This window comes from Microcoleus pseudofavosus SVA1_A4 (assembly GCF_036700565.1).
Lineage (GTDB): Bacteria > Cyanobacteriota > Cyanobacteriia > Cyanobacteriales > Microcoleaceae > Microcoleus.
The window spans coordinates 142,432-164,273 of sequence record NZ_JAUBPE010000002.1 but is presented as its reverse complement, the minus strand read 5'-3'; the positions used below and the strand labels follow the sequence as shown (position 1 = coordinate 164,273).

Below are 21,842 nucleotides of genomic sequence, written 5' to 3'. Positions count from 1 at the left end.
GCTTGGGCGATACCAAGAGAGGGTGTCACCCCTCAGTCATATCATTTTTAATGGGGATGTGTCTATAGGTACTCCATACATTTTCGTTAAACTTGAAGATTCAGAAGATTTCCTCGCGCTAGTTGAGTAGTTGAGATCGTGCAGCCAGTGCTATCGCCCAGATTGCTTAAAAATTTAAGTAATCGCTCAAACAAATTTGTGCGTAAATTCACGGGTAAAATCCACTCTCCCTTTCCGCAACATTGCAGGATCTAATCTTTCAGTCGTGTTGCAAGTCATCAAAACTACGAGTTTTTGCTGAAATTGAATACCGTGTTCGTCCATGACGCTTTGATACAAAGTTCCGTCCAACAAACTCAAAATATGTTCAGTTTTGTTAGTGCGTTGCGCCTCTGCGGTCGATCGATCTTGAGCCAAATTATCAGCCTCATTGATAATAATACAAATCCGCTCTAAATAACTCGGCGGCACAAAATTTTCCACAGCATCATGGTCTAAGATAAAAATTACATAACCCAGCGGCACTAAAATTTCCTTTGCTACCGCTTGCGTCCAAGCAGTTTTGCCCGTACCCGGTTCGCCGCTAACCAAAACCGCCAACTGATTTTGATCCAGAATTGCCTGCTGAACTGTATCCGTAAAACTTTGAACTTCTGCAGAAAACGTCCGAATTGGGAACTGACTGTGAACCTGTCCGACGCGGCTTTTGTACCCGCCCAGAATCACCGCTAAATTGTAAGTTGCCTTGCTAACCAGCGGCGCAATATCTTGACAAATCAGAGTGTAGCAGCGTCTTCCCCTGTCGTAGCTGTCTATTTGCAGCCAACAGCCGCATCGGGCCCAATAAGCATAAACAGTACCCAAAACTTCCAAGCGTTCCCAGCTAATAAATCGCTCCGGCGGATAAGAAAAATGCCGTTCCATAAAAAACTGGGTAATCGCATCCGGTTTTCCCAGCAAATCCAGAACTTTGAAAACAGTAATCTCTTGGAGTTTGTTGAGAACGTAGTCGATGGGAATACTAGCGCGGCTGACCAATTGAACCACCGGCGTTTCGGTAATTAAAACGTCTTTGTAGCGGTAATCAGGGTAAACGGGCTGCGGAGTAATGTAATCCCAAAACTCATCGATTTCGTAGCGAGTATTTTCCGAGAATACATTTAAAATATTTGCCCACCAGGTATATTGGTGTCGTCCCATTGCGTCGGCAATGTCGCTAGCTGCATCTAAACTTTTTTGAGCTAGTTCTAAGGGGTCGCTAGATGCTAAGTGCAGCAGGTGTTCCCAATCAAATTGACGGTAGAGAGGTCGCCAGCCCGAGCCGAGCAGCCCTCGATTTTGAGGATTGTTTTGATTGAAATTGTTTTGGCGATCTGCCATATTTTCCGAACTCATCTTTTGGACTTCCTAGTTACTCTTATTTTAACTTATTTAGCTGGATTTTTAGACAAAACAACTGGATATTTTTCACTTATTTTTAGATAAGTGGGTGGCACAACATCTACTAGCCAAACTTTGTTTTCCGAGCAGTAAAATGTATGACCGTCGCGTTGCATTGCTGCGGCATCTACAGTAAAGACTGCCGGGATGCCGTGTCTTGCACCTACTTGGCGCGCCGTCTGGATATTCACCGACAAATGAACGTGATGCCGCGACATTTTCCTAATTCCTTGACTGAGAATAGACTCGACGGCAGTGCTGCCTGTTCCGTGATATAAAATATCCGGGGGAACAGCGGGTTCTAACTGCAACTCAACCTTTACGCTGTGTCCTTGGTTGGCACGAATGAGAGTGCCCGTTTCGTCGAATGAAAAGCGCTGTTTGTCATTTTCGGCAACTACTTCTTTGAGTTCTGCAAGCTGAACTGGAAAGTTATTTTTTTGGCACGCATCGAGGAGTTCGCTAACAGGAACCCAGCCACCGGGAGCGAGTTGAATGCCGATGCGATCCGGGGCGTGTCGCAGATGTCGGCTGAGGTATTTGCTAATTTTGACTAACCGTGAATTATTCATTTTGTTTTTTCAAATAAAAGCTTTTTTTCTCAAATTTATATTTACCAGTTTCTAAATCTGTGACCAACTGTTCTAACCATTCTCGCCAACTTTTAGCAATAAAGCCTCTGTAAGCATCATCGTGGCACATAAAAATAATTTGCCCAACTTGACCTCCTGGTGCTGGATCTAAATCCAAACAAAGACTGTCGCCGCTGAGGTCGGAAGCGATCGGAATCCATTTCGGATTCCACCACAATTCTGTCCGAATCAGTTTATCTGAAGCGCAGCCATAATCATTGCCATCTTCATCATTAAAGTCGCCTGCATCCAGTAATTCTTTCCAAGAATCCCACTCTCTTATCATTCCTTCTAAACAAAGAAAGTGCCCGTACGGCATTACTGAATATCTCTCTTCAAACTGACCGTTATGAATGCGGTAAGATGATTTTACATCTTCAGGAAACTCGATTTCTAAAAATTGTTCTGCTGCTTTGATAGCTTCATCGGTTGCTCCCGGTTGCAGATTGTTCAGAATTTCTGGCGCATTAGCAGCAAGCCAAGAATCAATGCGATTCCAGATGGTTTTCATGATAGTGAAACGTTAATTTATGGCATATTTACAGAATTCGATCGGTTAAGATTGGGAGCATCCCAATTTGGTAAAAAGCGTTTTTTAGGAGTGCGAGCGTCTCGCTCCCGGCTACGGCTAGATCGCGAGCGAGACGCTCGCACGCTATATCATCCAAATATATTGTTCTGATGCAACCGTCCATGATATGAAAGCAAAAATGGGATGATCCCTTAAGATTTTTGTCGCAATCGCAGATCCTAACGAAGCTTCACCCAGTTGCATTCATTTCTTAACTCCGCCAAAAATAGCAAAGTTGAGATAGCGCCAGTGACATCCTGCATCTGCAAAACCAGCTTCTGCAAGCCACTTTGTCTGCTCTTCCACAGAGGAGGGAATATCTTCTTTTAGATAGTTTTGAAACCAGGCTGCATCGTCTTCTCCGTTAGCTTTCATGTACTGCCGCCACAACTCTTCGTATTGCTCGGTCAGCTTTGGGGTAGCACCTGTCACAATATCTCGAATTAGCAAGATTCCTCCGGCATTCATAGACTGGAAAAGTTTGTGAAATAGCTGTTGTTTACCTGCGCTGTCTAGGTGGTGGATTGCCAACCCCGAAACTACCAAATCGTAACCGCTGCCGAAATCATCTTCGGCGAAATTTCCTTGCTGCAAGGTCAGGCGTTTTTGGAAAGCGGACAAGTTAGTTTGGCAAATTTTCAGCATATTTTCCGCCATGTCAAAGGCTGCAACATTTGCTTGAGGAAATGTTTGCAAAATCAGGGCAGACAGTATGCCCGTCCCTGCGCCTAAATCCAGAACTTTTATGTTAGCATTAGTTTCAAAACAAATTAACTGCAATATTAAATCGTGTTGCTCTCGATAGTGCGGAATGAGGCGGGGAATTAAGCCGTCATAATCAAATGCTCTTTGTTCAAATTGCTCGCGTACAGCGTCTAAATTCACAGCTCATTTTCCTCAAATTGTTAATAGTTGAGTGCGTCAATGCAGTTGGGCTGCTCTCTTGTTCGAGGGCATATTACAGTTTATAATACAAAAACTATACAGAGGTGTCAAGATGTAGAATAAAATAATTTAACAGAAGTTGGGGACGATCGCAAGACACGGATTTTGTTCGCCGAAACCCGCCAATTATGGGGGAACTGTCTAGCCATGCACATATATCTGCTTGAGTGGAGATGAGGCAGAATGCCGGAGGCCCGAAAGGCTGCGGAAGAGGAGACTTTGTGCCAGATGCGGGGGGTAATTGTGAGAAAATTTTTGACGGTTCTTATACCAGTTTAAAACAAGAATGCAACTGTAGGCCCGTGCTCCAAACCCTCAATTCATCAGTCATTCGCCATCCTAAAATCTAAAATATAAAATATAAAATATAAAATGGTATTACCCAGGGCCCGATCGGGCAGATTTGAGAAAATATGTCCTAAGATTGACAAAATTTAGCCAAACTGTAAATAAAATTTGAGGTTAGTCCCAAGTAGATGTGCTGCCTGCCGATTTTTCAGGAAAATCAAGAGATACAAAATATTACACCCGCCAGCGCGGGAAAAAAAAAGTGATAATGAATCAGGATGCGAGTAGATTAGGTGTCAGCCGTCAGGGGAAAATAGAAGCAATGAAAATCCAACAGCGGAGCAAGGATAAGGCCGATCGCCAGCAACCAAACGCGCCGGATTGCTCAGGCCAAATTTCTCCGACAAAAGAACTAAATTCGTCGCTGCAAGAATGTTTAGATTTTAAAGGAGCGATCGACCGCTCGGCACTGGCGGTGAGGACAAATGCCCGAGGAATTATCAACTACGTCAGCGCTCGAGTTTGCTCCATCTCCAACTATTCCCACGTCGAACTGATCGGCTCCCACTTCAGCATCCTCCACTCGGAATATAAGTCTTCGGAATTAATTAAAAATCTGCGGTCAACTGTTGCCAAAGGTGAAGTTTGGCAAGGAGAAATTAAGAATAAAGCTAAGAATGGCAGCGATTATTGGGTGTACTCCGCAGTAGTTCCGCTGTTGGACTTCAAGGGAAAACCCTCTCAGTATTTGGCGATCGGATTCGACATCACCGATCGCAAAGCCGTTGAAGCAGCCCAAGCCGAAGCCAACCGGGCAAAAGACGAATTTCTGGCGATCGCCGGACACGAACTGCGATCGCCCCTGAGCGCGATTTTGGGATGGGTGCAGCTAGCTCGATCGCGCAAGTTAAACGAAGCCACCACCAACCGCGCTTTGGAAATCATCGAGCGCAACGCCAGATTGCAAAACAGACAAATAGACAATCTCCTCGACCTCTCGCACCTTCTGCGGGGGAAAGTGCGCCTAAACGTTGACCGGGTGCACCTCCCGTCTGTCATAGAATCTGCGATCGGCACCCTCCGCCCCGCCGCCGATGCCAAAAACATCCGCGTAGAAACACATTTTGACCCCGCCGTCAGCTACATTTTGGCAGATGCAGAACGCTTGCAGCAAGTAGTCTGGAACGTGCTTACCAACGCCATCAAATTCACCCCAGAATCGACACCAAACCCAGTTCAAGTGCGGGTCGAGCCAGCCCCGTCCGGCGCCTTGATTCAGGTCAGCGACAGCGGTTGCGGGATCGACCCCAAATTTCTGCCGTTCATCTTTGACTACTTCCGCCCCGGAGATAGCTTCCAGACCAAGGAACAGCACCGGCTCGGCCTGGGACTCTCAATTGTGCGGCAGTTGGTGGAACTGCACGGGGGAAGCGTTTGGGCTTCGAGTCCCGGCCTCGGTCAGGGGGCGACATTTGGGGTGCTGCTACCGGTGGCGAACAGCAAAAATGCGCCCGACGATCGCGCGAGTGCGATCGCCCAAGTGGAAAGCAGACCCGGATCGGTTTCCAAACCTCTGGCGGGAAAGCAAGTGCTGGTGGTTGAAAGCAGCGCCGAGATCCGGGAATTTCTGAAAACTGGCCTCGAAGCATTTGGAGCCAAGGTAACAGCGGTGGGTAGCGCCGGCGAAGCGATGGCCGAGTTGGAACAGTCGCGGCCCGACGTGTTGGTGAGCGATATGGCGATGCCGGAAACAGACGGCTGCGATTTGATCCGCCGCGTCAGAGCAATGGAAATGTCCGAGCAAAGAGAACTCCTGCCTGCGGTGGCGCTGACGGGAGGCATCCGGGAAGAAGATTCGGCCTACGCGCTGGAGGCGGGGTTTCAGAGGCATTTGTCGAAGCCGGTGTCCGCGAATCAGTTGGTGAGCGCGATCGCCCAATTGGCAGGACTGACTGAATCCGGCTTCGGAGAGCGCGCGGGAGATGTCCGGGCGATCGCACCCCACGCCTCGCTGTCGGAACATAACAGTTTTGACGACAAAAATAATTGCGAAGAATTAACACCTGACAGCAGAGAATTACCGCTGTTGCTGGTAGTAGAAGATAACAGTTTTCTGCTGGCTTACCTCCAAAGTTTATTGACTCCGTACTATCGAGTCGCCGTGGCGATTGACGGGGTTGAAGGTTTAGAAAAAGCTAAAATTTTGCAGCCAAATTTGATTTTGAGCGACCAAATCATGCCCAGACAAAACGGACTGGATTTGCTCAAGGAGATTCGGAGCACAGCGGAATTGAGTTCGACTCCGGTAATTTTTTTGACAGCGCGATCGGGGATGGAAGCTCGGATTGAAAGTTTAGATGCTGGTGCGGACGATTATATCTCGAAGCCTTTTGACGAGAGGGAACTGCTGGCGAGGGTGAAAAATTTGTTGCGATCGCACGCAGCCGAACAGCAGTTGGCAGTCCTCAACCGTCAATTGCAGCAGCAGAAACAGCAGTTAGAAACTGTGAATCGAGCCTTGCAGTATTTGGCAACTTACGACAGTTTGACTGAGGTAAGAAACCGCCGCTCTTTTAATGAATATCTCGATACGGAATGGCGGCGTTTGGCGAGGGAAGAGGCACCGCTGTCTTTGATTATGTGCGACATCGATTATTTCAAACTTTACAACGACACTTACGGCCACCAAGCGGGGGATGAATGTTTGCGGCAAGTGGCGGCGGTTCTCCAGCAGTCGGTAAAGCGATCGGCAGATTTAGTAGCGCGTTACGGTGGAGAAGAATTTGCAGTAGTTTTGCCGAATACGGATATTAAAGGTGCGGCTTGCGTCGCTGAAATTATCGGCCAAAAGGTGCGGGGTTTGCAGATAGTTCACGCTAAGTCTGCTGTCAGCGAATACGTGACGCTGAGTTTGGGTGTAGCTTGCTGCATTCCGGCGCCGATGTCCCAGCCGGGGACGCTAATTGCGATCGCCGACGAGGCGCTTTATCGGGCCAAAGAAGCAGGGCGCGATCGGGTGTCGGTTGCCACATTTGAAGGATAATAGTCATTAGTCCTTAGTCAGTTCGCTCTTCGCTCCGAGCGAATTGGAAAAACTAAATATCTTACAAAAACAGGTTCTGATTAAGGACTTCCGTCCTTAAATCAGACTTAAGAAGCACTAAAGTCCTGACTAAAAAATTAACTTATTTCTAATAGCAACAGAATAATTATAGCAGGTCGTCTCTGACATTAACATTAGATAAGCCTAAAGACCAAAGGCTAGTCCACTCCGAGATTAGCTGGCAACAATTCAAACTAATTCAGCAGGGGTTTTCTAACTCCCCCGTCATCAGACTGTTTTATTTCAAAGGTGAGGTAGAAATATTGTCAGTCTCGCAAAAACACGAAGTCTTCAGCAGAATGATTGCAAGCTTGCCGATCGACTACTTTGTTGAAAAAGACATCGATACAAACCCTCTAGCTGCGCGTAGGTAGGCATTCAAATCTAAAACTTTCTCGAAACTAACATATATTATAGCATTTCTGTTTCCGATGATCGCACTTTCACGCTCGAACATAATGCCTGTCAGTGCAGCAAACATTTATGGAATATGGTGTCGGTCGATCGCTCTTGACGACCGTGTATTACCTATGTAGTATAGAGTTGCGGTCGGAAAGCTCGATCGACACCAGCAAACAAAATAGAGAAAAAACCTATGCAACCCATCCGACAAGGCGACGTAATTCTCACCCCCGTACCGCAAATCCAAGGAGAAAAAAAACCTCACCTAACTCTCGCCGAAGGTGAAGTCACCGGACATTCTCACCAGATTATTGAGGGACAAGCTGAACTTTACGAAAAAGACGGCACTCTGTACTTGCGGGTGCTTTCGCCGACAGCTTTATTGAGTCACGAAGAACACCATGCGATCGCAATTCCTGAAGGTAATTGGATGGTGCGGATTCAGCGGGAATATGAGCCGCAAGGTTGGCGGTATGTCGCAGACTAAGGTTAAAAAACTCACGCCAGAACAAGCAGCTTTGATTCCAGTTTATCGGGATAAGTGGAGGGCGATCGCATTTTCCACAGGGCCGATAGATCGATCTAAAGCTGCGGAAACAATTAAAGCGGCTTACGCGGTAATCGGCAAAAAAGCACCGGAAGTAGTTTTTTGCGCTCGCCCCTACCAAGCTGCCGATATAATCGTCAGTCAAATTGACAATCCGAGGAGCCTGCTGCGGAGTCAATTAGAAAGCAAACTGCGCGGCGAATTAGAAAAACAACTGCGGACTTATCTGCGGAGCGAACTTGAAAGCCAACTGCAAAGACAACTGCCAAGTCAACTAGAAAATCAACTTTACAATGCACTGCAAAGGCAACTGTGGACATCTCTCTGCGACGAATTAGGTAAAGAAATTTACCGGAGATTTTCACAACATTTGAGCGGAACTCGGAGTAAAGAAATCTACTGGCAAACATTAGGAAAACAACTCAATAATTGCATTCAACCAGAATTGTGGGCTGGTTGTGGCAGTTTGTTAGATTATTGTATTTCCGTTCTAAATTTACCTCATTCTTGCGGCAGAAATTGGCTCGTTTTTCAATCGATTGTCCGGGATTGCGGCTGGATTTATCCTTATGACAAAGTTTGCGTTGCGTGCGAAAAGCCGATCGCCCTTTGCGTTGACAGCAACTACCGCTTGCACGCCCAAGGAAAACCGGCGGTGCAGTTTGCTGACGGTTTTTCTATTTACGCCTACCACGGCGTGATTTTGCCCGAAGATTACGGGAATTTGCACCCGCACCAGTGGCAGTCTCAGTGGGTGTTAAAGGAACACAATGCAGAAGTTCGGCGCGCGTTAATTCAGGGAATTAGTTACGATCGCATTTGTCAAGAATTAGAGGTGACAGAGTTAGATTATTGGGAGGAATATACTTTATTAAGCATCGATTTTACCGATGATTTTGATGACGAGGGGAATGCAAAGCCAGTTTATTTGTTAAAAATGACCTGTCCGAGTACGGGATTTATTCATGCTTTGCGAGTGCCGCCGGAAGTGCGATCGGCTAAAGAAGCAATTCGCTGGGTAAATTGGGATATCGATCCAGAGGAGTTTAGCCTGCAAACATGAATCACTGAAATTTTACCAAACTTAAATCGTAATTTACTATGCCAGAACTACAAGCAAACCAACCAATTAATTTCAGTAGCATTGCCGACTGGTGCCGACACAAAGATAGTCTTTCAGCAGAGGCTAGACATACAGTTGAGATGCTGTTAGAAATTGCTGGCACTTCTGACTGCGATGAAGCCGAGAAGGTACTTTTAAACTTCACGACACTCGATCTCGAATACAAAGACATTACAGACATAACTCCGCTGTCGGGACTCACCAATTTGAGCGCACTGATTCTCGACCGCAATCAAATTACTGATATAACTGGGCTATCGGGACTCACTAACCTGACCGCACTTTATCTAGATCATAATCAAATTACCAATATTATTGGGCTGTCAGAACTCACGAACCTGACAAGCCTGTCTTTCTACAACAATCAAATTACAGACATTACTCCAGTGTCGGGACTCACCAACCTGACAAAACTGTATCTCTCCGACAATCCAATTACCGATATAACTCCGCTGTCGGGACTCACCAACCTGACCGAACTGAGTCTCTGCATAATGAATCAAATTAGTGATATAACTCCGCTATCGGGACTCACTAACCTGACCGAACTGAATCTCAGCAGGATGAATCAAATTAGTGATATAACTCCGCTATCGCGACTCACTAACCTGACTATACTGTCTCTCTACAAAAATCAAATCACCGATATCACTCCGCTGTCGGGACTCACCAACCTGACAGACCTGTATCTCCTATACAATCAAATCACCGATATAACTCCGCTATCGGGACTCACTAACCTGACTATGCTGTGTATCGACAACAATCAAATTACCGATATAACTCCCCTGTCTGGACTCACCAACCTGACACAACTGTATCCCCACAACAATAAAATTATCGATATAACTCCGCTATCTGGACTTACCAAACTGACAGAGTTGTATCTTTACAACAATCGAATTACCGATATAACTCCGCTGTTTGGCCTAACTAACCTGACACGACTATTGCTCGAAAATAATCCAATCACTGACTTAAATCTGTCGATCGAACTTACACAGAAGTACCTGACGCTCTCGACGCCAATTGATGATAAAAAAGCTATAGAAGCAGTGAGTAAAATCTATGCAGTTATCGGTAAAGAAGCACCAGAAGTTATTATTTGCAGCAGTCCGCAGGTGGCTTCTCTCGAAGTATTCAAAATCCTGAAAGTTGACAGTATATCACAAAATAAAATATCGGAAATAGCGGTCACAAAATTAGTATATGGAAAATCTTTTTTGCACAATTCTTTTCAATGGGTAAACGTAGAATTTTCGGGTTGGACGTTGTGGAATGCTCTGTCGAATGCAATAAGACTAGAGCCGAATGCCGATCGCATTCTGGTGTCAGAATTTCAGGAATTGCTAAAAAATGACCTAAAATCGCTGGAAGCTGATTTCCGCTCATATTTTAACGATCTAGAACCACTAAATCCTACCAATCTGCTGAAAGAAATTCATTTAACTGAATTTTTCATATCGAAATTTGGTATTACTCTCGACGAGAAAGCACGAGAATTACTTCGCTGCAAGCAACAGTTGTTCGAGGAGTGCGGTTGGATATTGCCGTTTGAGAAAATTTGCCTAATTTGCGATCGCCCCCTCCACCTTCGCTTTGACACAGAAAATCTGCTACACGCTGAAGGAGAAAGCGCGATCGCATTTGCTGACGGCTACAGTTTATACTTTCACCACGGCGTTAAATTACCCGAAACATACGGAAAAGTACACCCCGATTTGTGGGAAGCACAATGGCTTTTATCTGAAGAAAATGCCGAACTGCGCCGATTGTTAATTGAGAGAATTGGTTACGATCGCCTTTGCTGCGAACTCCAAGCAGTAGTATTAGATTCTTGGCAAGAATACACGCTGTTAAAAATCGATAACGCCGATGTCGAACCGATTTACTTGTTAAAAATGACTTGTCCGAGTATGGGATTTATTCACGCATTGCGAGTGCCTCCTGATGTAGAATCAGCTAAAGAGGCTATTCGTTGGGTAAATTGGGACATCGACCCAGAGGAGTTTTCCGTGCAAACCTGAAAGCGAAAAAGCAGAAACACAGGAACCTTAGATTATTTGTTCGTTAGGATGATTTCAGGAGATACGATCTATGGTAGTTGCAGTAAAGTCAATGATTTCTCTTGCAGAGTTTTTGGAGTTGCCAGAAACTAAACCCGCAAGCGAATACACAGACGGTCAAATCTATCAAAAACCTATGCCACAAGGAAAACATAGCCGATTGCAAAAACGATTGCTAGATGCAATTTCTGAGGTTGGGGAGCCCCAAAAATTAGCCTGTGCATTTCCCGAATTGCGCTGTACGTTTTGGGGGCGATCGATCGTTCCCGATATCGCTGTTTTTGAATGGTCTCGCATTCCCATTGATGAAGATGGAGAAATTGCCAACCGCTTTAAAATTCCACCGGATTGGATAATTGAAATTATATCACCTGACCAATCTCCCAATCAAGTGATTAAAAAAATAATTTTTTCTATCAAGCACGGCACTAAATTGGGTTGGTTCGCCGATCCGAGCGATAAATCAGTCATAGTTTTTCAGCCGAATCAAATGCCTGAATTTAAATCGGGTACGGATATTTTACCTGTGCTTGGCGTCTTAGGAGATTGGCAACTATCCGCAGCCGATTTATTTAATTGGCTGAAAATAAGTTGATTGAAACTCACATCTTGCACCATTCTCAAGAACAGGCTTTCCGGCCTGTTCCACAACTTCACCACAGTGATTAATCCATCAAACACTAATAACGTTCCCGCATTGTGCCAGTTCAAATGGTGGAATGTGCAAACCATCGATCGCCCAAAAACGGTTAATAACATAAAGAAGAAGCCCACCTTCGATCGAAGGTGGGCTCAGTTCATGCCAGCTTACCGACAGCTAGGCAATCGGGTCTCTTCGTTGGTAGACGTAAAAGTTGAGAAAAAGATCCGGATGGTCAGGAAAAATTTCTCGCCAACAGTTAAGCTTCAGTTAACCCAAAAACATTAGGGAAACCTTGCGCCCAGCAATATTCCCATAAAAATGGGGAATACTGGAGCTTCAATTGTCCAATATTCCCCATTTTTTAACTCGCATTTCCCAACCGATTAAGCATCGTCATCGTGAGCAAAGCGGCGGAACAGGAAGTCTAGAGCGTAGTTCCGCAAATTGTAGTATTCTGGATCTTCCATGATTTGCACCCGATCGCGCGGACGAGGAAAAGGAATCTCCAGAACTTCACCAATTGTAGCCGATGGGCCATTGGTCATCATCACCAGTCGATCGGCCAAAAACAGCGCTTCATCAATATCGTGAGTAATCATCAACACCGTACAGCGGTGATCGTTCCAGATTTTCAGCAACTCTTCCTGCAATTCCTCCTTAGTAATTGCGTCGAGAGCACCGAAAGGTTCGTCTAAAATCAGCACTTTCGGGCGAATTGCCAACGCGCGGGCGATCGAAACCCGCTGTTTCATCCCCCCAGAAATTTGCGGTGGTCTTTTCTCAGCAGCTTCAGTCAATCCCACCATCGCCAAATGCTCATTGACGATCGCATTTTTTTCGACCTTCGACTTATTCGGAAATACAGCATTCACAGCTATATAAACATTTTCAAACACCGTCCGCCAAGGCAGCAAAGCATAGCCCTGAAACACCACCATGCGATCGGGGCCCGGCTTCGTAATCCGCTGCCCGTTAATCGTCACAGTGCCTTCAGTCGGATGGCTAAAACCGGACACCATATTTAACAGCGTTGACTTGCCACAACCCGAGTGTCCGATCAGAGTAATAAACTCTCCCTCAGCTACAGTCAAGTTAACGTTTTCTAAAGCTCTGTAACCGTTTGGGTATGATTTATAAACATTGTCCATTACCAAAAAAGGTTTCCGGCGATCCTTTCCTTTCTTGTCTTGCTTTTTGGTTTCTGTCTGGTTTGTAGTGGTTTTGAGCATGATTTTGGAACTTTTTAGTGGTTATTGGCAATTGCGAATAGTGGAATTTTGAATGGTTAGTTGCGAGTTAAGACTACTGAAACCATCTGTTTTTATCGTTTGTATCGAAGTCTCGATCCCCCTAAATCCCCCTTAAGAAGGGGGACTTTGAAGCCTGTTCTTTCCCCATTTTTAGGGAGACTTTGAACTCTCTTGTCCCCCCCTTATTAAGGGGGTTAGGGGGTATCTCCGGGTTTAAAAACACGCCCTAGAAGGAATCGAGTTGCTCATAGTCAGACGCATTCTAAGCAGCTCTGCGGCCGGAATCGAGGATAACTTCTGCCATCGTGAAATCGCGTTTAATTTCCAGATTGTTGAGATATCCGATCGGATCGTCAGCATTAAACACCGAACCGTCAAACAAGCGGAGAGAACCGCGATTGTAAGTAATATCCGACATCCCCAACTCTCGCGCCGCAGTGCTGAACGCGCCGACTCGCACCACCCGTTCCAGAATTTCCACCCAGTTGCGGGGGAACACAGTATCGCCCCAGCGCGCCATCTGCACCATGTGCCAAAGTTGTTCGGTGCGGCTCGGACGGTTCACCCCGTCTCCGCAGAACAAGTGGTGGGCGTATTCCCGCATCGGAGTATCCAGGTTGCAAGCAGAAGCACCGGGGTCGCCGAGTTGGATGTAACTCTTGTCGGTGGCGACATACTCCCGTCCCGCGACAATTTCCGAAACTTCGTCGGCGTGATTTGGATCGGCGCAATAGTGAGAAGCTTCGAGCAAAGCTTTGACTAGAGCAATGTGAGTGTTGGGATAAGCATTTGCCCAGTCTTCCCGAACTCCGAGAATTTTCGCGGGGTGTCCCGGCCACAGTTCCAAATCTGTAGCCACCGTAAAGCCGACTCCTTCCATCGAGGCCCGCAAGTTCCAAGGCTCGCCGACGCAGAAACCGTCAATAGTGCCGCCCTGCAAGTCAACGATCATCTGAGCCGGTGGGATATTTTTCAGCAGCACATCGCGATCCGGGTCGATCCCGCCGGAAGCCAGCCAGTAGCGCAGCAGCAGGTTGTGCATCGAAGAAGGGTGCACGATGCCCATGCGGTGCGTTTGCGCGGGCGTTCTCTGGAGCATTTTTTTAAAGTCTGCCAGAGTGTAGATCCCTTGGTCGTAAAAGCGCCTCGCGAGGGTAATTCCGTTGCCGTTGCGGCTCATGGTAAGGGCTGTAACCGTCGGTATCGGCTTCTCTTGGTGGCCTCCCAAGCTCAACCAGATCGCCATTCCAGAGGGCATTTGAGCTGCGTCTAAGTAACCTGCGGCGATGCCGTCTACGATGCCGCGCCAGCTTGTTTCCCGCACGAGGTGCACTTCATCGAGGCCGTGCTTGGCAAACAAGCCTTTTTCTTTGGCGATGGCTAGGGGAGCACAGGCTGCTAGGGGAATAAAGCCGAGTTCGAGGTTGACTTTTTCTAGGCCGTGGCGGGCGATCGCGGGTACTTTCCGCGCCCGCAGTTTTTTCACCCGTTTCTGCTGGTTGAGGAAGTAAATCATTTCGCTGCGTAGAGCGTAGTAGCTGGGGTGTGAGACGACTTCCATGCGCTTGCGGGGGCGGGGGATGTCTACTTCGAGAATCCCGCCTATCTTCGATTCTGGGCCGTTGGTGAGCATGACGATGCGATCGCTCAGCAGCACGGCTTCGTCCACGTCGTGAGTTACCATCAGGGCGCTGATTTCGTACTCTTGGCAAATTTCCATCAACTTTTCTTGCAAGTTGCCGCGAGTCAAAGCGTCCAAAGCGCCGAAGGGTTCGTCTAAGAGTAACAGTTTGGGACGCAGGGCGAGGGCGCGGGCGATCGCCACGCGCTGTTTTTGTCCCCCCGATAGAAGTGCGGGCTGTTTCTCCGAGTGGGGGCCCAAGCCTACCATGTCGATGTGTTTTTGAATGATTTCGAGCCGATCGGCTTTGGGTAAGCCTTTCATCACCGAGTCTACGGCTAGAGTAATGTTTTCCCTAACCGTCCGCCAAGGCAGCAGCGAATAGTTTTGGAATACTACCATGCGATCGGGCCCGGGTTTGGTGATTCTTTGTCCTTCGATCGTCACCAACCCTTCTGTCGGCAGATCCAAACCTGCGACCATATTTAGCAGCGTAGATTTGCCGCAGCCGGAGTGTCCGATTAAGGAGATAAATTCGCCTTTTTTAATTTCCAAATCGATGCCTTTGAGGGCAACATATTTGCCACCGTCGGATAGATTAAAGACTTTTTCGAGTTGTTCTACTGCAATCAAAACAGACATGATTTTCTTGCCTTTTTTGTAGGTTTGTTATTTCGATAGATATTGATTGTTAACGGTTGACTGTTGACTGTTGACTGTTCGCTGTTGATATATAACAGCTCATAGTTAATACATTCCTGGAGGCATAAAACAGGTCTTTAAACTAACCAAAATATTTTATTGAATCCTTCAAGAATAGTTTAAAAAATTGGTTGCTGAGCCTCGGAGTTCGTAATTCCTGTAACAGTCAACAGTCAACAGTCAACAGTCAACAGTCAACAGTCAACAGTCAACAGTCAACCGTTAACCCATCGAATTAGCTACTTTCCTTGACTAGGAGCAATCTTTTGCTGCAACCAAGCCATCATGCGATCGAGCAACAAACCAACAGCCCCAATGTAGAACACCGCTAACAGAATTTCGCTGATGTAGTTTTGCTGGTAAGCATTCCAAATAAAGAAGCCGATACCCGTAATCCCCGACATCACAATTTCCGCTGCAATAATCGCCAGCCAAGCTAGCCCGATCGCAATTCTCAATCCTGTGAAGATATAAGGAAGCGCTGACGGAAACAAGATATTGATGTAATACTCCTGACGAGAAAGTTGCAGCACTTTCGCAACGTTGTTATAGTCATCAGGAATTTGGCGCACACCTTCAGCCGTGTTGATCAAAATCGGCCAAACTGAAGTGATAAAAATCACGAACAAAGCAGCAGGTTCGTTTTGTTGCAGTGCAGCTAGGGCGATCGGCACCCAAGCCAAAGGCGCCACCATCCGCAAAAACTGGAAAATTGGGTCTAAAGCCTTATTCAAGAAAGGATTAGTACCTACCACAACTCCCATGCTAATTCCCACAACAGCAGCGAGAGTGTAGCCTTTAGCCACCCGTTCCAAACTAGCTAAGGTTTGCCAAAATAAGCCTACTCCGTAGGTTTTGGAGTTCATGAAAGGATACATCAGCAAAATCCGCGTCCGTTCATCTGTCCAAACGCTAGTCGGCCCCGGCAACTTAATAATTCCAGAACTCGACAAAAATTGCCAAACTAAAAGAAATCCAATTAATCCCAAGATTGGCGGCAAGATATTTTGGGAATTTTTCTTCCAAAATTCGCCAAAAGCTCCTTGGACATCGAGTCCGCCTCTCCGACTTGTACTTACAGCCATCCTGCTAATCTCCTATGTTTCTGCTGTTTATTTTCGAGACTAAATTATGGGAAGGTAAGACCCATCACACTTTTTTAATTGCCAAACTCTTGAGATAAGCTTCTGGTTGGTCCGGGTTGAATTCTGTGCCATCAAAGAACTTCTCAACGCCGCGAGACGTACTTGCGGGAATGTCAGCATCAGAAACTCCGGCTAATTTAGCTGCTTTCTTCCAGATATCTTCGCGGTTGACTTTATCGATAATTTCTTTTTTATCTGCCAAGGTTTTTGTCGGCAAGAAACCCCAGCGCACGCTTTCGGTTAAGAACCATAAATCGTGACTCTTGTAGGGATAGGAAACGTTGCCGATGTCGTCTTTCCAGTACAGCGGACTAATCTTGAAGTCGTTGATATCTGGTTTGCTGTCGCCCATAGCATACTTGCCTTCATAGGAAGGTATCAAAACTTGGGGAGATACGTCAAAGAAATTTTTGCCAGAAACAATGGCGACCAATTCGGCTCGATGTTCGGGCTTGTCGCACCACTGCTGTGCCTCAATTAGTCCTGCGAGTAAGGCTTCGGTGGCTTTCGGGTGTTTGTCTACCCAGTCGCCGCGAATTGCTAGATATTCCTCTGGGTGATCTTTCCAGATTTCGGCGGTGAGGGCGGACATGAAGCCGATGTTTTCTTTGACTATCCGCAGCGGCCAGGGGTCGCCGGTACTGAAACCGTCCATGCTTCCGGTTTTCATGTTGGCCACGGTTTGGGCGGCCGGTACTGTTAGCAGTTCGACATCTGCGTCGGGATTGATGCCGTTAGCTGCCAGCCAGTAGCGAATCCACAAGTCTTGGTTGGCTTTGGGGAAGGTGTAGGCTGCTTTGAAGGGCGTGCCTGCTTGTTTGAGGCCTTTGATGTAGTCTTGGGCCGCTCGATCTAGTTTAAGTCCGAGGCCTTTGCCTTGGTGTTTGCCCGCGATCGCAATTCCATTTCCCTGAGTGTTCAACTGCGCCAGAACATACATCGGGATTTGGACGCTGTTTTTGGTAATCAGGCCTTTACTAATTTGATAAGGCATCGGCATTTGCCACTGACCGCCGTCAATGCCGCCGCCTGCAGATCCGATTTCTACGTTATCTCTTGCCGAACCCCAGTTGGCTTGCTTGGCAATCGTGACTTCGGTCATGCCGTATTTGGCAAAAAAGCCTTTTTCTTGGGCAATGATTAAAGGTGCTGCTTCGACGATCGGGATATATCCCAATGTAATTTTAGTGCTTTCAATTCCTTCGACTCTTTTCTCGTTGGCAACAGCCACTACTGAGGTAGCTGCGGGTATCGCGCCGTCAGCACCGGCAGTTGCACCGGGTTCTGGGGGATTTCCCAAACAGCCTTTGAGCAGTATTGAACTGACAGCAGATGCACCTGCGGTGACGATAAATTTACGTCTGGAAAATTGCTCTGAAAATTTTGTCATAGTCTGGCCTCGCTGCAATTCATAATCTTCTGTAACGACATCACTGAAGTTTATCAAGGCGCTTTTTTGCTGTTCGCTAATGGGGTTGAGCGAACTGTTTTGAGCGCAGGTTGGCAGGAGGGAGCAAAAGATTTATTGCTAGCATAAGTCTTTAAACTACCCTGCTGATTTGACTTTTTTGATTAAAATCGATATTTCGATCGGCCGAGTTCTGCGAACTCACTTTTTGCGAGCCGCACGTTTCCTTGACTTGATAATTAACTCTACCGTACTCTTGCGCAAATTATAAAACAATTATTAAATTCAATTGATAAGTAAATCTTTTAGGACTGTGCTATCGATAAGGAGCCGTTGTGAAGGGCGATCGGGTTTGCTTATCAAAACTGCTTCAAACCAAGACTTGCAGGGTAAAGGTTGTAGCGAAGGGCGATCGGGGGGCATTCACATCGATTGTCAATAAGTGGCAAACATCGCAGCCACCGCACATTTACTTTGTTAATATATGTCTATTTTTTTAAGCTAATTGTAGTGTAATATACAGAAATAGTTACTATTTTACGCTTTTGCTGTTTTCAAAGGGTTAATATCGTTTCCGGTTGCATCGGAAGGATATAGAGGACACGGCAGTGCCGTGTCCATAAAATTAATGGAGGTAGGGACACGGCACTGCCGTGTCCTGACTGTGAGTAATATTAATTCCGATGCTACCGGAGTTGATATAACTGGTTTTCATTGGTGGACTAAAATTGGCGCTTAATCGTAAGTGATTTACCGGATATGATATGACGTGGGCTTTCAGGTTCGATTTCGGTAAAACAGAGAAACCGGGTTTCTTCAAGAAACCCGGTTTCTAAACACCCGAAATTACTAATCGATCGCAGTACCTACAAGTTCGATTAGTTGGGCGGATCGAAGCGGTTGACGGAGAGAGCAACACCGATCATGGGCAGCGCTACACCGAAGCAAATCAACCACTGATCCAGATTCATCGGAGCCGTCTCAAATATGCGATTGACAAACGGAGAATTAGCAAAGATGATCTGCAAAATTATCGCCAGGACAATTCCCACACCGAGGGCGGGAGCGCCGCTAACTTCTTGCTTAGAACCGCTAAATTTAGCAATCAAAGAAGGCAACAACTGGCTGAGACTCAACAGGTAAAAAATTCTCCCCATTACCAAAGCTTGAATCGCCATTGTGCGGGCCAGTTCCAAGGTTCCCCAATCCGCTTGGCGCACCCATTCAAACATTCCGAAAATCAGAGTCCAGTTGTAAAGAGAAATAGCGATGATCCGCTTGATCCGATTTCCGGTGAGGAAAGCTTCGTTTACCGGTCGGGGCTGCTGTTTCATGACTCCCGCTGACTTGGGTTCGAAAGCCAGAGGCACAGTCATGGTGATCGAGTTGAGCATATTCAGCCAGAGAATTTGTAGCGACAAAATCGGCAATTCTCGACCGAGGAGGGTGCTGAGCAAAATTGTCATCGATTCTCCGCCGTTGACTGGGAGAATGAAGCTGATTGCTTTGAGCAGGTTTTTGTAAACCGATCGCCCTTCTTCTACAGCAGATTCGATCGACGCAAAGTTATCATCGGTAAGGATCATGTCGGCGGCTTCCTTAGAAACCTCAGTACCGCTGCCCATCGCAATGCCGATATCCGCTTGTTTGAGGGCTGGCGCGTCGTTAACGCCGTCTCCCGTCATCGCCACTATTTCGCCTTTTTGCTGCAAAGCTTCTACCAGGCGGAGTTTTTGTTCTGGGGCGACGCGGGCAAAAACTGAGCCGGCTTCTACGGCTTCCGCGAGTTCAGTCTTGCTCATTTCGGCGAGTTGAGCGCCGGTGTAGGCTACAAGTTCTCTGTGGTGTTTAGTTTTGCGGAATCCCATGCGGCGGGCGATCGCCTTGGCTGTAGCGATGTGGTCGCCGGTAATCATTTTGACTTGGATGCCGGCGGTTTGACAAGCTTGGACGGCTGCGATCGCTTCTGCCCGCGGCGGGTCGATCATACCTTGGAGTCCCAAGAAAATCAGCCCTGACTCCAAATCCGAGTGATCGACGGAATTTTGGCTTTGGGGTACTGCCTTTTTCGCTAAAGCCAAGACGCGCAGGCCTTGCTTTGCCATTTCATCGACTTGGTGGTGGATTTGTTCGCGATCGACTTCTACCGGATTTCCTTGGGTATCGAGACTGGAACCGCAGCGGCCGAGAATTGATTCTACGGAACCTTTGACGTACAAAATTTTGCCAGTGGGAGTTCGGTGCAGCGTCGCCATGTATTGAAACTGAGATTCAAAGGGAATTGAATCCAGCCGCTGCATTGACTTGGACAAAATTTGCTGGCTCAATTCGGCTTTTTTGCCCGCTGCAATTAACGCTCCCTCTGTCGGATCTCCGACGACAATCCAATTATCGTCTTTGAATTCCAAGTGAGAATCGTTGCAAAGCAGTCCAGCTTGCAAACATTCTTGCAAAGTTGGAGTTTGGCTGACAGTAATTGGCAGTTGGTTGAGTTGAATTTCACCTTCGGGGCTGTATCCCGTACCCGTAACCGAGTAGGATTCGCCGCCAGAATAGATTTCTTGCACCGTCATTTGGTTTTCCGTCAAAGTTCCGGTTTTGTCGGAACAGATGACTGTAGCGCCGCCGAGGGTTTCCACTGCGGGCAATTTGCGGACGATCGCGTGGCGATTTGCCATCCGGGAAACGCCTACGGCTAGGGTGACGGTGATGACGGCGGGTAAGCCTTCGGGAATTGCGCCGACAATCAGGGCGACTGCGGGCTCGACTGCTTCTTTAAAGGCTGAAACTCCCGCAGGGACTGGCCTGCCCAATCTGACTGCGAAGGTCAAGGTTGCCATTCCCAACACGAATAACAGCCAGTTTTGACTGAATTGGTTGAATTTGCGGGTTAAGGGGGTGGTGAGGTCGATGTGCCGATCTAATAGTTGGGAGATTTTGCCGGTTTCGGTTTTATTGGCGATCGCAATTACGATGCCGCTACCTTGGCCAAAAGTGACAAAACTGCCGGCATAGGCCATGTTATCCCGTTCTGCTAGTGGCGTTTCTTGTGGCAGAACTAAGTCTCCAGACTGTCCTAATTCTTTTTCGACAGCAACAGATTCCCCGGTGAGTCCCGATTCGTCGATTTGCAAGTCGCGGACTTTCACTAAGCGCAAGTCTGCCGGTACTTTGTCGCCGGAAGTCAGGATTACTAAGTCGCCGACTACGAGTTCTTTGGAGGGAATTCTTAATTTTTTGCCGCCCCGAATGACTGTGGCTTCGGTGGTGACAGCTTGGGCTAGGGCTTCAATTTTTTTCTCGGCTCCAGCTTCTTGGATGAAACTAATAGTAGCGTTGGTGGTTGTTACGCCCCAAATTACGCTAGCGTTTAGCCATTCTCCGATCACTGCTTTGATTAAACCTGCACTCAGCAAGATGATCAGCAGGGGTTGGTTAAATTGCAGGATAAATTTTAACCAGGCTGGTTTCCCTGCTTTAACCGTTAGTTCGTTGGGCCCGAATTTCTGTTGGCGATGGTTGGCTTCTGTCGGTTCTAAACCGCTTTCCAGGTTGGTTTCTAAGATAGTTGCAACCTTGGATATTTCTAGGTAGTGCCAATATTGCTCTGCTACGTCTACATCGTTGGCGGATCTTGATGGCATGATTCTTCCTGAATATTTGGGGTGTCTGACGAGCTTCGATCGCTCCTTAATAGGCACGCTCAATACAACTCATCGCTCGTTGGAGCGTGAATATATTGAGCGGACTAATTGTTTGTTGATTGCTTTAACGGGCTGTGACTTACATCTATATTACAACGGATGTGGCCGTTTGTGGCAAGAGATTTGGGGAATTTTTTCCGGCGCTAAATCTTGTTTGGGACTTGGTAGCTAAGGTGGGGAAAAGTCGATCGAGTCCATTGACATTTGGCAACTTTTAGGTTTTGTTGAAGGAAGGCACGACACGGAAGTCAC

General features: G+C 47.0%; 14 protein-coding genes and 2 pseudogenes. 7 read left to right on the top strand and 9 right to left on the bottom strand.

Going from position 1 to position 21,842, the window contains the following annotated elements:
* Nucleotides 1-186: 186 nt before the first annotated feature.
* The 4 genes from QUA02_RS01625 to QUA02_RS01610 form a co-directional block, all read right to left on the bottom strand.
* Nucleotides 187-1,395: an AAA family ATPase gene (locus QUA02_RS01625; RefSeq protein WP_333024775.1), complete on the bottom strand. Its 1,209-nt coding sequence runs from the start codon at nt 1,393-1,395 to the stop codon at nt 187-189.
* Nucleotides 1,396-1,427: 32 nt separating this feature from the next.
* Nucleotides 1,428-2,012, bottom strand: a complete 585-nt coding sequence (locus QUA02_RS01620) for an RNA 2'-phosphotransferase (protein WP_333024774.1) — start codon at nt 2,010-2,012, stop codon at nt 1,428-1,430.
* Nucleotides 2,005-2,583 carry an SMI1/KNR4 family protein gene (locus QUA02_RS01615; protein WP_333024771.1) on the bottom strand — a complete coding sequence of 193 codons (579 nt, stop codon included), beginning with the start codon at nt 2,581-2,583 and terminating at the stop codon, nt 2,005-2,007. The genes QUA02_RS01620 and QUA02_RS01615 overlap by 8 nt, the downstream gene beginning before the upstream one ends.
* A 264-nt stretch (nt 2,584-2,847) precedes the next feature.
* Nucleotides 2,848-3,528 carry a class I SAM-dependent methyltransferase gene (locus QUA02_RS01610; protein WP_333024770.1) on the bottom strand — a complete coding sequence of 227 codons (681 nt, stop codon included), beginning with the start codon at nt 3,526-3,528 and terminating at the stop codon, nt 2,848-2,850.
* Nucleotides 3,529-4,144: 616 nt separating this feature from the next.
* On the opposite strand from QUA02_RS01610, the gene QUA02_RS01605 reads away from it, so the two are divergent.
* From QUA02_RS01605 to QUA02_RS01585, 6 genes and pseudogenes are all read left to right on the top strand, one after another.
* On the top strand, nt 4,145-6,919 hold the full coding sequence (locus QUA02_RS01605) for a diguanylate cyclase domain-containing protein (protein WP_333024846.1): 2,775 nt from the start codon (nt 4,145-4,147) through the stop codon (nt 6,917-6,919).
* Nucleotides 6,920-7,574: 655 nt separating this feature from the next.
* Nucleotides 7,575-7,868, top strand: coding sequence for a DUF8820 family protein (locus QUA02_RS01600; protein ID WP_333024767.1), 294 nt, complete (start codon nt 7,575-7,577; stop codon nt 7,866-7,868).
* Nucleotides 7,855-8,991: a DUF6745 domain-containing protein gene (locus tag QUA02_RS01595; RefSeq protein WP_333024765.1), complete on the top strand. Its 1,137-nt coding sequence runs from the start codon at nt 7,855-7,857 to the stop codon at nt 8,989-8,991. Before QUA02_RS01600 ends, QUA02_RS01595 begins: the two co-directional genes overlap by 14 nt.
* A 38-nt stretch (nt 8,992-9,029) precedes the next feature.
* A pseudogene (locus tag QUA02_RS33520) lies at nt 9,030-10,025 on the top strand (leucine-rich repeat domain-containing protein); the annotation flags it as partial.
* 477 nt (nt 10,026-10,502) lie between these two features.
* A pseudogene (locus QUA02_RS33515) lies at nt 10,503-11,078 on the top strand (DUF6745 domain-containing protein); the annotation flags it as partial.
* A 70-nt stretch (nt 11,079-11,148) separates the two neighbouring features.
* Nucleotides 11,149-11,712 (top strand): Uma2 family endonuclease, encoded by a 564-nt coding sequence (locus tag QUA02_RS01585; RefSeq protein WP_333024762.1) that lies wholly within the window; start codon nt 11,149-11,151, stop codon nt 11,710-11,712.
* A 431-nt stretch (nt 11,713-12,143) separates the two neighbouring features.
* On the opposite strand, the gene QUA02_RS01580 is transcribed toward QUA02_RS01585, so the two are convergent.
* The 5 genes from QUA02_RS01580 to QUA02_RS01560 form a co-directional block, all read right to left on the bottom strand.
* Nucleotides 12,144-12,989, bottom strand: a complete 846-nt coding sequence (locus QUA02_RS01580) for a nitrate ABC transporter ATP-binding protein (RefSeq protein WP_333024761.1) — start codon at nt 12,987-12,989, stop codon at nt 12,144-12,146.
* A 283-nt stretch (nt 12,990-13,272) separates the two neighbouring features.
* Nucleotides 13,273-15,273, bottom strand: coding sequence for an ABC transporter ATP-binding/substrate-binding protein (locus tag QUA02_RS01575; RefSeq protein ID WP_333024760.1), 2,001 nt, complete (start codon nt 15,271-15,273; stop codon nt 13,273-13,275).
* A 299-nt stretch (nt 15,274-15,572) separates the two neighbouring features.
* Nucleotides 15,573-16,418: a nitrate ABC transporter permease gene (gene ntrB / locus QUA02_RS01570; RefSeq protein ID WP_333024759.1), complete on the bottom strand. Its 846-nt coding sequence runs from the start codon at nt 16,416-16,418 to the stop codon at nt 15,573-15,575.
* A 64-nt stretch (nt 16,419-16,482) separates the two neighbouring features.
* The gene (locus tag QUA02_RS01565) at nt 16,483-17,868 is read right to left on the bottom strand and encodes a CmpA/NrtA family ABC transporter substrate-binding protein (RefSeq protein WP_333024756.1); all 1,386 of its coding nucleotides are present in this window, start codon (nt 17,866-17,868) and stop codon (nt 16,483-16,485) included.
* Between the two features lie 896 nt (nt 17,869-18,764).
* Nucleotides 18,765-21,530 carry an HAD-IC family P-type ATPase gene (locus QUA02_RS01560; protein ID WP_333024755.1) on the bottom strand — a complete coding sequence of 922 codons (2,766 nt, stop codon included), beginning with the start codon at nt 21,528-21,530 and terminating at the stop codon, nt 18,765-18,767.
* On the opposite strand from QUA02_RS01560, the gene QUA02_RS01555 reads away from it, so the two are divergent.
* Nucleotides 21,529-21,762 carry a hypothetical protein gene (locus QUA02_RS01555; RefSeq protein WP_333024753.1) on the top strand — a complete coding sequence of 78 codons (234 nt, stop codon included), beginning with the start codon at nt 21,529-21,531 and terminating at the stop codon, nt 21,760-21,762. The two genes, QUA02_RS01560 and QUA02_RS01555, sit on opposite strands and share 2 nt — an antisense overlap.
* The last annotated feature ends 80 nt before the right edge of the window (nt 21,763-21,842 follow it).